Annotated in this window: 14 protein-coding genes; 7 read left to right on the forward strand and 7 right to left on the reverse strand. The window is 62.8% G+C overall.

Going from position 1 to position 13,030, the window contains the following annotated elements:
• Positions 1-298: 298 nt before the first annotated feature.
• The 3 genes from AC1MEK_RS21120 to AC1MEK_RS21130 form a co-directional block, all read right to left on the reverse strand.
• Entirely contained in the window at positions 299-1,645 is a 1,347-nt protein-coding gene (locus tag AC1MEK_RS21120) for an MFS transporter (RefSeq protein WP_480398216.1), read from the reverse strand.
• A 48-nt stretch (positions 1,646-1,693) separates the two neighbouring features.
• Positions 1,694-2,614, reverse strand: a complete 921-nt coding sequence (locus tag AC1MEK_RS21125; protein WP_480398217.1) for an SMP-30/gluconolactonase/LRE family protein — start codon at positions 2,612-2,614, stop codon at positions 1,694-1,696.
• Positions 2,615-2,689: 75 nt separating this feature from the next.
• Complete coding sequence (locus AC1MEK_RS21130; protein WP_480398218.1) at positions 2,690-3,367, reverse strand: RraA family protein; 678 nt, start codon at positions 3,365-3,367, stop codon at positions 2,690-2,692.
• Between the two features lie 210 nt (positions 3,368-3,577).
• Here AC1MEK_RS21130 and AC1MEK_RS21135 point away from each other — a divergent pair, with 210 nt between their 5' ends.
• Together AC1MEK_RS21135 and AC1MEK_RS21140 are read left to right on the forward strand one after the other, a co-directional pair.
• A complete protein-coding gene (locus AC1MEK_RS21135; RefSeq protein ID WP_480398219.1) occupies positions 3,578-4,555 on the forward strand; it encodes a hydroxyacid dehydrogenase in 978 nt (325 codons plus the stop codon).
• 78 nt (positions 4,556-4,633) lie between these two features.
• On the forward strand, positions 4,634-5,959 hold the full coding sequence (locus AC1MEK_RS21140) for an MFS transporter (RefSeq protein ID WP_480398220.1): 1,326 nt from the start codon (positions 4,634-4,636) through the stop codon (positions 5,957-5,959).
• A 40-nt stretch (positions 5,960-5,999) separates the two neighbouring features.
• Here AC1MEK_RS21140 and AC1MEK_RS21145 read toward each other — a convergent pair whose 3' ends face one another.
• On the reverse strand, positions 6,000-6,692 hold the full coding sequence (locus AC1MEK_RS21145) for an IclR family transcriptional regulator (protein WP_480398221.1): 693 nt from the start codon (positions 6,690-6,692) through the stop codon (positions 6,000-6,002).
• Between the two features lie 97 nt (positions 6,693-6,789).
• Complete coding sequence (locus tag AC1MEK_RS21150; RefSeq protein ID WP_480398222.1) at positions 6,790-7,230, reverse strand: Lrp/AsnC family transcriptional regulator; 441 nt, start codon at positions 7,228-7,230, stop codon at positions 6,790-6,792.
• A gap of 209 nt (positions 7,231-7,439) precedes the next feature.
• On the opposite strand from AC1MEK_RS21150, the gene AC1MEK_RS21155 reads away from it, so the two are divergent.
• Together AC1MEK_RS21155 and AC1MEK_RS21160 are read left to right on the forward strand one after the other, a co-directional pair.
• Entirely contained in the window at positions 7,440-7,625 is a 186-nt protein-coding gene (locus tag AC1MEK_RS21155) for a hypothetical protein (protein WP_480398223.1), read from the forward strand.
• A complete protein-coding gene (locus AC1MEK_RS21160; protein ID WP_480398224.1) occupies positions 7,612-8,226 on the forward strand; it encodes a DUF6198 family protein in 615 nt (204 codons plus the stop codon). Before AC1MEK_RS21155 ends, AC1MEK_RS21160 begins: the two co-directional genes overlap by 14 nt.
• A gap of 90 nt (positions 8,227-8,316) precedes the next feature.
• Here the strand turns inward: AC1MEK_RS21160 and rclC are convergent, their stop codons facing one another.
• On the reverse strand, positions 8,317-8,928 hold the full coding sequence (gene rclC, locus AC1MEK_RS21165; RefSeq protein ID WP_480398225.1) for a reactive chlorine resistance membrane protein RclC: 612 nt from the start codon (positions 8,926-8,928) through the stop codon (positions 8,317-8,319).
• A gap of 169 nt (positions 8,929-9,097) precedes the next feature.
• Positions 9,098-9,952: a LysR family transcriptional regulator gene (locus AC1MEK_RS21170; RefSeq protein WP_480398226.1), complete on the reverse strand. Its 855-nt coding sequence runs from the start codon at positions 9,950-9,952 to the stop codon at positions 9,098-9,100.
• Between the two features lie 112 nt (positions 9,953-10,064).
• On the opposite strand from AC1MEK_RS21170, the gene AC1MEK_RS21175 reads away from it, so the two are divergent.
• From AC1MEK_RS21175 to AC1MEK_RS21185, 3 genes are all read left to right on the forward strand, one after another.
• Complete coding sequence (locus tag AC1MEK_RS21175) at positions 10,065-10,958, forward strand: NAD(P)-dependent oxidoreductase (protein ID WP_480398227.1); 894 nt, start codon at positions 10,065-10,067, stop codon at positions 10,956-10,958.
• Positions 10,955-11,428 carry a nuclear transport factor 2 family protein gene (locus AC1MEK_RS21180; RefSeq protein WP_480398228.1) on the forward strand — a complete coding sequence of 158 codons (474 nt, stop codon included), beginning with the start codon at positions 10,955-10,957 and terminating at the stop codon, positions 11,426-11,428. Before AC1MEK_RS21175 ends, AC1MEK_RS21180 begins: the two co-directional genes overlap by 4 nt.
• Positions 11,429-11,537: 109 nt before the next feature.
• Positions 11,538-12,989 carry an MFS transporter gene (locus AC1MEK_RS21185; RefSeq protein ID WP_480398229.1) on the forward strand — a complete coding sequence of 484 codons (1,452 nt, stop codon included), beginning with the start codon at positions 11,538-11,540 and terminating at the stop codon, positions 12,987-12,989.
• The last annotated feature ends 41 nt before the right edge of the window (positions 12,990-13,030 follow it).

The raw sequence follows: 13,030 nt of genomic DNA on the forward strand, positions 1-13,030 counted from the left end.
AGGCGAGCGCAATCAGCCTCTACACAGGTATGGATCACCAAACGTTAGATTGGATCCACGCGAGTTCAATGCAGGGGTTTTGACGGATGCCACCCTCGTTTGGATTGGCATTTGTAACGTTCTGAATACAAACGCAAGAACGAAAAAGATAGCCAGCTAGCCAGTTGTCTAATAGTTCAAAAAAAGTTGTGAATCCCTTCGAACGAGGGAGTCGGGTCAGCGGCGGGGTATTCGAAGCGATCGAGGTGAGCAAGCGAGGGTGACCGCCTGCATGGCGCAGGCGGTCAGTAGCGGGGAGTCAACGGGTTGCGGTGCTCGGCTGCAGGTCATCGGCGCCATCGTGCTTGCGCCGCGCCGGATCCCCCAGCCACAGCATCAGGCAGGTGCCGAGCATCAGGATCGAGGCCACCGCATAGAACGGGCCGGAGTACGACTGGGTAGCGTCCTTGATCAGGCCGATCATGAACGGCCCGACGAACCCGCCCAGGTTGCCAATGGACACGATCAGCGCCAGCCCGCCCGCTGCCGCGCGCCCGGTGAGGAAGGTCGACGGGATCGCCCAGAAGGTCGCCTGGAAACACAGGATGCCGGCGACGGCGCAGGCAAGGCTGGCGATTTTCAGTACCGGAGTGTCGATCAACGCGGCCAGGACCAGCGCCAGCGCCGCAAACGCCAAAGCACTCACCACGTAAGGCAGGCGCTGTTTGCTGCGGTTGGCCAGGCGCGCCCAGAGCGTCATGGAAATCGCGCCGAGAATGTAGGGCAGCGCCGCAACCAAACCGACCGTACTGTTCTGCATCCCCAGGCTCTTGATGATCTGCGGCATCCACAGGCCGATGCCGATGGAGCCGACGATGCAGCAGAAATTGATCGCCGCCAGCACGAAGACTTTCGGGTTGGTCATCGCGCCGCGCAGCGTAGTGCCGTGGGACGCGCCGATGGCCGCCTGCTCGTGGCCGAGTTTTTCGGTCAGCCAGGCTTTTTCCCGCTCGCTCATCCAGCGCGCCTTCGCCGGGGAATCCACCAGCACGAACAGGCAGGCAATGCCCAGCAGTACGGCTGGCAAGGCTTCGGCCACCAGCAGGAACTGCCAGTTTTTAAGGCCGAGAATCCCGTGCATGTCCAGCAGCAAGCCGGACAGCGGCGAGCCGAAGATATTGGCCACCGGAATGCCCAAGAGGAACGCCGCCGTGGCTTTCGCCCGCCATTTGCCGGGAAACCAGTAGGTGAAATACAGGTACACCCCCGGCGTGAAACCGGCTTCGGCCAGGCCCAGCAGAAAACGCATGATGCTGAAGCTCACAGGACCTGTGGCGAAGGCAGTGCCGATGGAGATCAGGCCCCAGGTGATCATGATCCGGGCGATCCAGATGCGAGCGCCGAAGCGCTGCATCAACAGGTTGCTGGGGATCTCGAAAATGAAATAACCGAAGAAGAACAGGCCCGCCGCCCAGCCGAACATCGTGGCGGTCAGGCCCAGGTCTTTGTTCATGCTGATGGCGGCAAAGCCGACGTTGGTGCGATCCAGGTAGCTGATCACGTAGCAGGCGAAGATGAACGGCAGGATGCGCAGCATCACGCGGCGCAGCAGCTGTTCACCTTCGGCCTCGGTCAGCCCGGGGAGGGGCGGGGTTTCTCGGGTCATGGCGTCACTTCTTTTGTCATTGTTATAGGGGGACTGCATTGCCGCGGGTCAGCTGCGTGAATACATGGCCAGGCCCGGCACCGGTGTGCGCACTTGCAGGATGGAACCGCTCTGCGATTCGGTGATGAACAGCGTGCGGCCGTCTTCGCCGCCAAAGGCCAGGTTGGTGTTGCTGATGCCTTCGCACGACACAATGCGCTGCAACGGCTCGCCGACTTTCGACAGGCGCCAGACCGAGCCGAAACCGGTGTGGGCGATGTACAGGTTGCTCTCGGCGTCCAGTGCAAGGCCGTCCGGACCACCCAGCCCACCATGCAGTTGAGCGAACACGCCGACCTTGCTAATGATCGAGCCGTTGCCCAGCGGGATGCGCCAGATCTGCTGGGCGCGGGTGACAGCGATCAGCAAGTGGTTGAGCTTGGGGTCGTAGACGATGCCGTTGGGGCTGGGCACGGTGTTGATCAGGCAACTGAGCTGGCCCTGAGCGTCCAGCTTGTAGACGCGCCCGGTCGGGTCCTGCAGGCCGGTCTGGCCCTGATCGGTGAAATACAGGTCGCCATTGGGCGCAAAGACCAGATCGTTGACCCCCTTGAAGCCTTCGGAGCCGGCCGATTCGAGCAGGGGTTCGATGTGCCCGCTGGCGGGGTCGAGCACCATGATGCCGCGCTTGTAATCGGTGATGAAAATCCGTCCGTCGCGGTGGATTTTCAAGCCGTTGGGCCAGCCGTCGTACTCGCACACCAGTTCCCACTCGCCAACTGGAGAGATGCGGAAAATCCGCCCGTAGGGAATGTCGGTGACGTACAGATTGCCGTGGCGGTCGAACGACGGGCCTTCCAGAAACGAGTCGATGTGCTGGCCTTGGCGGTTGCCGTCTGCCCAGGCGGTGCGGCGCGGCTTGCGGAAGTGCTCGGGCAGGCGGGTGAAAACAGTGGTTTCAGTGATCTGTGGGGCGGGAAAGAAGCTCATGGCGGCTCCTGATGTGGTCGCAGGCGGTGGGGGGAACAGGTAACGGGGCGCCTGACAGGCACCCCGAGGCTGGCGTCATTGCGGCAGCGCGCAGCCTTTCTGTTGCAGGGATTTGAGGACCCAGCTGCGGTCGTTCTCGCCACGGGCGATCTGCTCGAGCTGTTTGACCTCGGCCGCATGCTTGGCGTGGGCGCGGTCATAGACGGCAGCGACTTCATCGAACGGCACGCAGAGCAGGCCGTCGTCGTCACCGATCACAAGATCTCCCGGCTCGATGACCATGCCGGCAATGGCAATCGGCACGTTGATTTCCCCCGGGCCGTCCTTGTACGGGCCGCGATGGGACACACCGGCGGCGAACAGCGGGAAGTCGCCGGCGCCGATGCTGCCGGCATCGCGGATCGCGCCATGGATGACGATGCCCGCCACGCCACGCTTGATCGCGTAGGCCACCATCATTTCACCAATCAGGGCATTGCTCAGATCGCCACCAGCGTCGACCACGATCACGTCGCCAGGCTCGGCGATGTCGATCGCGTAATGCAGCATCAGGTTGTCGCCGGGGCGGGCCTTGACCGTCAGGGCCGGGCCGGCCAGCACACCTTCGCGGTGCATCGGGCGCAGGTTCGCGCCGCCTGCGGTCATGCGGTTCATCGAATCGCTGACGTTGGCCACTGGTACTTCACGAAACCGTGCGACCCACTCAGGGCTCACTTTGCGCGGTGCCTGTAGCACTCGAAATCCGATCGTCATGGGCATTCTCTCTTGAAATTGTGTGATGCCGCCGGCGGGACTCGCCGGGTGTGAAAATAGAATTGCATTTCATAAATCCAATATCAACGATCTTTTTGCATGAATTTATCGAGGTGATAGGTGGTTGGTTTTTTAATATTGCAACGACGTTTCATTGTGATAGGGTGTTTTCAGGCCTCGAAAGGTCAGCCATAAAAACAAGGTGACAGCATGACTCGTAAAATCCTCCTCACCGGCCTCGCGCTGGCTCCCGATGCAATGGCGCTGGCAGCTTCGCGTGGCGTGACGGTGATTCCCACCACGCCGTACCTGCCGGCTGAGCAGATGATCGAAACCCTCAAGGCCGAGCAGCCGGACGCCATCGTGGTGCGCACCGGCAAGCTGACGCGGGAAATGATCGACGCCTGCGCCAACCTGAAAATCATCGCCAAGCACGGCGTGGGCTACGACACCATCGACATCCAGGCGGCGGCCGCGCGCAAGGTGCCGGTGACCATCGCCGTCGGCGCCAATGCGCAATCGGTGGCCGAGCATGCCTTTGCCCTGATGTTCAGCGCCGCCCGCCAGACCGCCTGGCTGGATGCGCGGGTGCGTGCCGGGCACTGGGACAAGGCCACCGCCAATGGCACCGAGCTGTTCGGCAAGACGTTGGGCCTGGTGGGGCTGGGCGCCATCGGCAGCATCCTTATGGACCTGGTGGCGCCGCTGCGCATGCAGGTCAGGGTCTACGACCCCTATCTGAAGGCGCTGCCGGCGCGCGATCATGTCCGTCGCGAAGAAAGCTTCGAGCGCCTGCTGCAGGACTGCGATGTCATCAGCCTGCATTGCCCGCTGACCGACGCCAATCGCCACCTGTTCAGCCGCGAGCAGTTCGCCCTGATGCGCCCCGGCAGCCTGCTGATCAACACCGCCCGAGGCGAGTTGATCGACACGCCTGCATTGGTCGAGGCCCTGTCCAGCGGGCAGATCGGCGCTGCCGGGCTCGACACCTTCAGCCCGGAACCGCCACCGGCAGACAGCCCGCTGTGGGGTCTGAGCAATCTGGTGGCGACCCCACACGTCGGCGCCAACACCGATGCCGCCCGCGAGCGCGTGGGGCTGGTCGCGGTGCAGCAGATTCTCGACGCGCTGGACGGCAAGCCGCTGGATCCGCGCTGCGTGGTCAATCGCCAACTGATCGACGCATGAACCGAGCCGCTCGCCGCTAGCCTGCGGCGAGCCTTGCAAGCGGCGTTATCTCCACAACAATAAACACAGGAGAACAGCATGACTTCACAGACAGCGATCAGTGAACTGGAGCGGGCGACCATGCGCCGGGTGGCGTGGCGCCTGCTGCCGTTTCTGATCATGTGTTACCTGATCGCGATCATCGATCGCGGCAACATCGGCATGGCTTCGCTGCAGATGAACCAGGACCTGGGCCTGACGCCTGCGGTGTTCGGTCTGGCCAGCAGCCTGTTTTTCGTTTCGTATTTCCTGGTCGAGGTGCCAAGCAATCTGGCGTTGCAGCGCTTTGGCGCGCGGCTGTGGATCGCCCGGATCATGATCACCTGGGGGCTGGTGTCGGCCGGTACCGCCTTTGTCGAAGGCGCGAACTCGCTGTACGTCATGCGCTTTCTGTTGGGCGCGGCCGAGGCCGGGTTCTTTCCCGGGGTGCTGCTGTACCTGACCTACTGGCTGCCGTCGACCTATCGGGCACGGATGGTGGCGATCTTCATGGTGGCGATTCCGGGAGCCAACTTTCTCGGCTCGCCCATTTCGGGCTACCTGCTGACCCTGGACGGCATGCTGGGCATGCGCGGCTGGCACTGGCTGTTCATCCTCGAAGGGATTCCGGCGGTATTGCTGGGCATTGCCTGCCTGTTCGTGCTGACCGATCGCCCCGAGCAGGCCAAGTGGCTGGCGGACGATCAACGCCAGTGGCTGGTCGGCAGGCTGGCCGAGGAACGCCAGCGCAAGGCGCAGATCGGCCACATCTCGCTGTGGCAATTGCTCCGGCACAAGGACATCTGGGCCATGGTGCTGATCTACACCGGCGCCTCGGCCGCAGGCAGCACCATGAGTGTCTGGGCGCCGCAGTTGCTCAAGACCTTCCATCTGGACAGCCTGCAGATCGGTCTGGTCAACGCCATTCCCTACGGTCTGGCTTCGCTGATCATGATCCTCTGGGGGCGCAGCTCGGACCGGCGCAACGAACGCCGTTGGCACACCGCAGCCACCTTGTTCCTGATCGCCGCCGGGCTGTTGCTGGCCTTGGTGACTTCGTCGCTGGTGGCCACGGTCGTGCTGCTGTCGATGGTGCTGATCGGCGCCTATTCGATGAAAGGGCCGTTCTGGGCCCTGGCCTCCAGCTGGATGTCCAGCAGCACGGCAGCGGCCGGGCTGGCGGTGATCGGGGCGTGGGCGAACCTGTTCGGTGGTGGTTTGATGGTCAACGTCTACGGCGCGATCCATGGTGCAACCGGCAGCTACGCGCTGGCCCTGATGCCGCTGGCCCTGCTCAATCTGGCGGCCGGCAGCATGGTGCTGATCCTGGGGCGTCGGCACCAACGCAATCAGGCGCAAGGCGCCGAGCCTGTCAGCGCCAACTGACAGGCTGTATCCACTACCGGCAAGCGGGGTGGGGCGGGTCTTACTGGATCCGCCCGCCCAGGCTGCGGGTCAGATCTTCCGCCACTTCTTTGAACACCGCCGCCAGCGAATCGGCACGCTCGGCGGTCAGGCGCCCGGCCGGGCCGGACACCACGATGGCCCCCATCAACTCCTGCTGCGCACCGAAAATCGGCATGGCCATGGACGCCGAGTGCGGGTCGGTGATGCCGGCCGAATAGAAGGGTTCTGGATGCTCGGCCGCGCGGGCGTAAGTGCAGCGCAGCGCCTCGGCACTGGCGGCGCCGTCCATGGGGCGGATGTCGCCGGGTTGCAGGTGTAGGCGCAGGCGGTGAGGGGAGTTCACCCGATATTGGCACATGCGATAGGCGCCGTGGCGCACATAGAAGGAAGCGGTTTCGCCGGTTTCATCGCACAAACGATGCAGGCGCGGCAGCACGTGTTTTTCCAGATCCAGCGACTCCTGATACACCGCGTTCAGGCGCATCACTTCACTGGCCAGGGTGTAGCGGCCGTCGGCCAGGCGATTGACGAAACCGAAGGTCTCCAGCGACACCATCAGCCGCATGATCGTGCTCTTGATCAGGTCCGTGCGCTCGGCCAGCTCGACCAGCGTCAGTGCGGTGTCGCCGGTGCGAAACGCGGTCAGTACGGTCAGCACCCGGTCGGCGGATGCCACCCCGTTCACGGCGGGACGCGGTTTGGTCTTGACCATCAATTGCTCCTTGGTAACGCCGTGCATCGACAGCGGGCATTGCGGATTTTGCGCGGGATTATCCGTCAGCGGCGGGGCGCTGCGCTACCCGCGGCCTTCAAAGCGGAACGCTGGCGGCCTTGAGCTGACGCAGCACGAAGCTGGACACCGAATGACGCAGGCCCGGGATCTTGTACAGCTTCTCGCGCAGCAGGCGCTCGTAGTCGCGGGTGTCCTTCACCGCCAGGCGCAGGAAATAGTCGTACTCCCCCGACACCAGATACGCCTCGATCACCTCGGGAATTTCAGCCAGGGCGCGCTCGAAGCGCTCCAGTATCTCGTCGCCATGCTGGTCGAGCGTGACCATGACGATCAGCCCGTCGCCATAGCCCAACCCCGCCATGTCGATGCGGGCCTGGTAACCCTGAATGATGCCGGTTTCTTCCATGCGCTTGATGCGCTGCCAGCAAGGGCTGGATGAGAGGCCGACCTGCTTGCCGATGTCCTGCAGGCTGGCCCGGCCATCGCGTGCCAGCACCTGCAAAATGCGGCGGTCCATGTCATCTAGATTGTTTTTCTGCATTTCTGGTCATTCGCAAAATATTTTCCCGGAATCTAGCGCCAGCGCCAAAAATACGAAAGCACTTTCGGCGCATCAATCCCTAAAATCTCGTTCATGCCTCCTCCAAAGACAGGCTGCAGCGCAGACCCAACGGCGCAACCCGCCGGGCACTGCCAGAACCACTCGAATCCCAAAAGGAAACCGCCATGCACCAGGTCAAGTACGACATGCCCGAAGCTCAGTCCAGCCTTGAATACATCCTCGAACAGGTCATCCATGGGACAGAAGTCATCATCCTGCGCCAGGGCATCGAGATCGCCCGGATCACTGCCACCGAAGGCTGCGACAAGCGTTCGACCGTGCTGATGGGGGCGCCGTATGAGCTGCGATGACACCGCGCTGTACCCGCGACACAGCACACTCGATGACGCTTACGGCCTGTTCACCGGGATCGCCCTGGCCGCCACGGGTATCGCAATACTGAGCAAAAGTGGCTTGATCACCGGAGGCATTGCCGGCATGGCGCTGCTCGGTTCGTTCGTCAGCCCGTACCCGGCCTCGGTTCTGGTGCCAGCGATCAACGTGCCGTTTCTGCTGTTCGCCCTGTTCACCATGGGGCGTGCGTTCACCCTGAAAAGCGTGCTGGTCAGCTTCGCGCTGGGGCTGGGCGTCAAGCTGGTCACCCCGGCCCTGAACCTCTCCGGCATCGATCCTGAGGTCGGCTGGATCCTGGGTGGCACGCTGCTGGGGATGGGCATCCTGTGCCTGGCCAGGCACAACGCGTCCATGGGCGGAACCGGATCGGTGGTGCTGTGGATTCAGCGCCGATTCGCCATCAACGCCGGGCTCTGCCAGTTGGTGCTCGACGCCGTCCTGTTCGCCATCGCCAACCTTTACCTGCCGACCGACAAACTGCTGTGGTCGTTGATCGGCACCGTGGCGATGAATCTGGTGCTGATCAGTTGGCACAAGCCTGGGCGGTATCGGGGCTGAGGCGAGTGGCTTCAGCGCTGCCTTTCAGGACCGGCGGGGACGCGTTCAGGCGCAGGCCGCACAGTGCGCTCCAGCGTGCGAAGTTGTTCGTCAGATGCTCCCCGTCTCGTACGCCCTTGCTGCTGGCTTGTCCTGCAGCAACTGGCGTGCGGAGTCGGCAATCATCACCACGCCGCCGGCGAGCATCAGCACGTCCTTGAGCACCAGGCGTCCGCCGCCGGAGAGGTAGGGAAAGCCGAAGTCGGCATCGCCGAGGTTCGACACCCAGGCTTCCGGTGTGGTGATCAGGAACGAAAGCGTCACCAGCGGCGTGAGGAACGCCAGAATCGAGCCGACCATGCCCAGGCGTCGGGAGAAGGCATAGGACAGCACCAGAAGGCCGATCAGAATTTCCACCGTTCCCAGCCCGTCGGAGAACGCATAGGTGTGATTTTCCGTCTGCCATTGGCGTTTGACGGGATCGAGCTGGCCTTCGTGGGTCAGGTGCGCCTTGTACGCCTGCGGGTGCTCGTAGAAGAACGACATGACAGGGCTGTTGGCCACGAACGGCGTGATGCTGTCGGCTTCATAGGGCACGAATTTCAGCGCGCCGATCCAGATGAAAATCACCGCCACGCCCAGCCGTATCAAGTGGATACCGAGCTTGTCCAGATGCGTGGCTTTAGTGAGTAGCGAATGAAGCAGTGACGCTTGGGTGTTCATGTCGTGGAGCCTCGAATATTGATGTGGCTCCAGCTTAAAAGTGCAGGCAGGACTGGTTGTGCGAGATCGGCTCGGTTTTTTGCGCGATCGGCTCAATCGTCATCGTTCACGCCATTACCCGCCGTGCAGGGTGGGCGTGACGACCAGCAGCACGGCAGCCCCTTTTGGATCAGATCCCGCCAATCATTTGCCCGGCCAGGTCGGCGAACGCTCGCAGTCGATCCATCTGTCGCATGTCCTGGTGATAGCCCATCCAGATGTCGCGCCCCGGCGGCGTCTGGCCGATGTCCAGCAGTCTCAATGCAGGCAACTGATCGCCCAGGACACGTGGCAATACGCAAACCCCAAGCCCCAGCGCGCACATCTGCGCTTGCGCCGTTCGGCTGCTGCTGGTGAATGCGATTCTGGCCCCGGGAAATTGCTCTTGCAGCCAGAGTACGTCCGGATAGTGCGCTTGCGCGGTGTTCATGGTGATCAGTGCGATCCTGTCATCCACACCGGCCTGCCCGGAGTGGTTCAGCACGCTGCCGTACAGGCCGTAGGGCAGGGTGGTGAGGCGGCGCTGGACGATGTCAGGCTCGGTGAAGGGGACGATCCTGAACGCAATGTCGGCCTCTCGGCGCGTGAGGTCGAACAGCCGGTGCCCCGCGATCACTTCAGGCACGATCAGCGGATGACGGGCGAGCAACTGCTTGAACACCGGCCCCAGCACGTAACAGGCAAACCAGTCCGCTGAGGAGATGCGCAGCAGGCCTTCGGGCTGGTCGCTTTCACCGGCGATTCGCCGCTCGATCGTCAGCGCGCTGCGCTCCATGTCCTGGGCCAGTTCGAAAATGCGCTCGCCGCTGTCGGTCAGCACAAGGCCCGTCGCGGTACGACGAAAGAACGTCTCCCCGCTGTGCTGTTCGAGCGCATGCAGACGCCGCCCGACCGTGGGATGGCTGACGCCCAGCAGTTTTGCAGCCGCGCCCAGCGAGCCACTTCGGGCAATGGCCAGAAAGACGCGCAGGTCATTCCAATCCATGGCTCACCTCGTACAAAAATGAACGGCGAAGATGCAGCAATGGCAGTCCCGCCGCAAGCCTGGCGTCTGGACAATGGTCCCGTAAGCGAACAAGAGCCTACGGGAGGCATTGATGAATATCGGTTTTATTGGCGTGGGCAGCATGGGCAGGGCAATGATCCCGCGGCTGATCCAGGCGGGCCACCGGGTAAGCGCCTGGAATCGTAACCGGCGCAGTCTGGACGAACTTGAAGGCGTGGTCGCGCTGGATACGCCTGCGCAGGCATTCGAGTTTGAGGTGGTCATCAGCATGCTGGCCGACGACCACGCAGTGCAGCAGGTGCTGCTGTCTTCAAACGCGTTGGCGCATGCGGGCGAGCGCTGCATTCATATCGTCATGTCAACGCTCTCGCCTGCACTTGTCGAACAGCTGCATGCGCTACACGTCGAAGCTGGCATTGCGCTGATCGCCGCACCGGTGTTCGGCGTGCCTGCGGTCGTGAGCCGGGGCCAGGCCAACATTCTGGCGGCTGGTCCTGCCTGGGCGATCGAAAAGGTTGAACCGCTGTTCAACGTCCTTGGCAAAAAGACCTGGCGGCTGGGTGAGCGTCCGGTGCACGCCTGCATCACGAAAATCGCCGGCAACATGATGATCACCCAGGCCATCGAGTCGCTGGGTGAGGCGCTCAGGCTGGCCGAGGCGTATGAGGTCAGCCCTGCGGATTTCAGCGCGATCCTCACGCAGACGTTGTTCGACTGCCCGAGCTACCAACGCTATGGGGCATTCATTGTCAGTGGCATTCACGAGCCCGGCTTCAAGCTGTCCCTTGGTCTGAAGGACGTCGACCTGGCGCTGGATGCCGCCAGTGGCAAGGGCCTGCAACTGCCCGCCGCCAGAGTGGTGCGGGCTGCCATGTCCCAGGCGGTTGCCCGTGGCCTGGGCGATCGCGACTGGTCGGTGTTCGCCAGCCTGGACAAATTCACCACCGCAGCAGACGCCTCCACTCAAACAGGTAACGCTCAATGAATATCGAAGCCCTCGCCGCACGTCTGGACGCACTGGAAAGCCGCCTGGCGATCGAGTCGCTGATATCCGGCTACGCCAACGCCTTTGACCTGATGGACAGCGATCTCTTGCACAGCCTTTGGCATGACGACGCGACACTGGACTTGCCCGGCTTCGGCGGCGGGGCCAGCCCTGACGAGATTCTGGCCATGGCCCGCCGAAACTGGCGCCGCATGCCGCACATGCACCACTGGATGTCCAACGCCATGATTCGCCTCGATGGCGACAGCGCGACGGCAACCGTCGCTGCGGACTGCCTGTTTCACGACGTTGAACAGGGTCCGGTTCAGGTCAGCGGTCTTTATCACGATCGATTCGAGCGGCGCGAGGGAGAGTGGCGGTTTGCGTCACGCCGTTTCGAGCTGCACTTCCTGACGCCTCTGCACAACTGGCTGCCAGTGGCCGGCTCGGAAAAATTCGAACGCGTCTAATGCCTGCGCGTTTCTGATCGACGAGCGCTTCGAACTCTGCGAAGCGCCCCCTGATTTGCATCTCCTCTCATTCCCCCCTGCGGCGCTTGCGTCGCCCATGGAGGCTTCAATGTCCCGGGAAAACACATCCCAACCTGACCCGCGTCGCTGGGCCATGTTCGTGATTCTGCTGGTCGGCGCTTTCCTGCCACCGCTGGATTTTTTCATCATCAACGTCGCCTTGCCGTCGATCAGGCACGATTTGCAGGCATCGGCCTCTGCCGAACAATTGGTGATCTCCACCTACGCCGGGCTGTACGCGGTGACCCTGATCACCGGTGGCCGCCTGGGCGATATCTATGGGCGTGGCCGCATGTTTCTGCTGGGCCTGGTCGGCTTTGCGCTGGCTTCTCTGTTGTGCGGCCTGGCGTGGTCTTCCTGGACACTGGTTGCCGGGCGCGCGTTGCAGGGCGTGACGGCGGCCGTGATGGCGCCACAGGCGCTGGCATCGGTACAGGCGATTTTTCCCGAGACTGAGAAGCCCTTTGCGCTGAGCCTGTATGGCGCGGTTTTCGGCCTGGCCTCGGTGATCGGGCAGGCCTTGGGAGGCTTGCTGATTTCGCTGGATGTGCTGGGGCTTGGCTGGCGGATCATCTTTCTGGTCAATCTGCCGGTAGCTGCGCTGGTCGTACTATTTGGGCTGGCCGTACTCAAGCAACCACGGGCGCGTAGTCTGGTCAGGCTGGACCTGGGCGGGGTGGCATTATCGGTCCTGACGTTGGGTGCGCTTATCGTGCCGTTGATCGAGGGGCGAGAGGCGGGGTGGCCGTGGTGGGCCTGGGCGTCGCTGCTTGCCGTTCCGATACTGGTGCGCACGTTCTGGGTGTACGAAGCCCGCCTGAAGCACAGCGGCGGTTTCCCGCTGATCGACGCGAGCGCCTTGCAGGCGCGAGGACTGGCGCGTGCGCTGGTCGTCGCATTGCTGTATTACACGATCGCGCCGTTTTTCCTGCTGTTCTCGGTCTATCTGCAGGCTGCGCTGAGCGTCTCGCCACTGAGCGCAGGATTGGTTTTCTTGCCGTTTGGTGCAGGGTTTCTACTCGGGCCATTGTTGACGCCGTTGTGCCGCCGAGCGTTTGGCGAGTACGTCAACCCGATCGGGCTTGGATTGGAGGCCGCCGGTTTTTTTGCGCTGATCGGGCTGCTTCTGCTGACCTCAGGCGCTGAATATCCTCAGCCGCTGCTGCTTGTTCCGATCCTGTTCAGCATCGGCTTCGGGCAGGGCATCGCGATGCCTTCGCTCATGCGCATGGTGACGGGCCGCGTAGCGCCGGCGTATTCAGGCATGATTGCCGGGGTTGCGAGTTCAACCCTGCAGATCAGCACAGCGCTGAGCGTTGCCGTGATAGGCGGTGTTTTCTACAGCCTGCTGGGCACCCGGAGCGACCCGGCAGCCATTAAAGAAGCGTTCATGACCGCGCTGCTGTGCGTCGGACTTTGTCTGGCCGGCGGCATGCTGCTGAGCATTTCCCTGGTGCGCCAGCCTTCGGTGGATTCAGGTGTTGCGGACCCGGCAGGGTGAGGGAGGCTTCAGGAGCAAGGTCCACAGTGTTCAATAACGCT

This window comes from Pseudomonas sp. 2 (assembly GCF_056627435.1).

Excerpts from the sequence above, each read along its gene's own strand:
- AC1MEK_RS21160 (WP_480398224.1), top strand. The coding sequence starts at position 7,612 with ATGAGCTGCGATGACACCGCGCTGTACCCGCGACACAGCACACTCGAT.
- AC1MEK_RS21155 (WP_480398223.1), top strand. The coding sequence starts at position 7,440 with ATGCACCAGGTCAAGTACGACATGCCCGAAGCTCAGTCCAGCCTTGAA.
- AC1MEK_RS21135 (WP_480398219.1), top strand. The coding sequence starts at position 3,578 with ATGACTCGTAAAATCCTCCTCACCGGCCTCGCGCTGGCTCCCGATGCA.
- AC1MEK_RS21170 (WP_480398226.1), bottom strand. The coding sequence starts at position 9,952 with ATGGATTGGAATGACCTGCGCGTCTTTCTGGCCATTGCCCGAAGTGGC.
- AC1MEK_RS21185 (WP_480398229.1), top strand. The coding sequence starts at position 11,538 with ATGTCCCGGGAAAACACATCCCAACCTGACCCGCGTCGCTGGGCCATG.
- AC1MEK_RS21130 (WP_480398218.1), bottom strand. The coding sequence starts at position 3,367 with ATGACGATCGGATTTCGAGTGCTACAGGCACCGCGCAAAGTGAGCCCT.
- AC1MEK_RS21125 (WP_480398217.1), bottom strand. The coding sequence starts at position 2,614 with ATGAGCTTCTTTCCCGCCCCACAGATCACTGAAACCACTGTTTTCACC.
- AC1MEK_RS21175 (WP_480398227.1), top strand. The coding sequence starts at position 10,065 with ATGAATATCGGTTTTATTGGCGTGGGCAGCATGGGCAGGGCAATGATC.
- AC1MEK_RS21120 (WP_480398216.1), bottom strand. The coding sequence starts at position 1,645 with ATGACCCGAGAAACCCCGCCCCTCCCCGGGCTGACCGAGGCCGAAGGT.
- AC1MEK_RS21180 (WP_480398228.1), top strand. The coding sequence starts at position 10,955 with ATGAATATCGAAGCCCTCGCCGCACGTCTGGACGCACTGGAAAGCCGC.
- AC1MEK_RS21145 (WP_480398221.1), bottom strand. The coding sequence starts at position 6,692 with ATGGTCAAGACCAAACCGCGTCCCGCCGTGAACGGGGTGGCATCCGCC.
- AC1MEK_RS21140 (WP_480398220.1), top strand. The coding sequence starts at position 4,634 with ATGACTTCACAGACAGCGATCAGTGAACTGGAGCGGGCGACCATGCGC.
- AC1MEK_RS21150 (WP_480398222.1), bottom strand. The coding sequence starts at position 7,230 with ATGGACCGCCGCATTTTGCAGGTGCTGGCACGCGATGGCCGGGCCAGC.
- rclC (WP_480398225.1), bottom strand. The coding sequence starts at position 8,928 with ATGAACACCCAAGCGTCACTGCTTCATTCGCTACTCACTAAAGCCACG.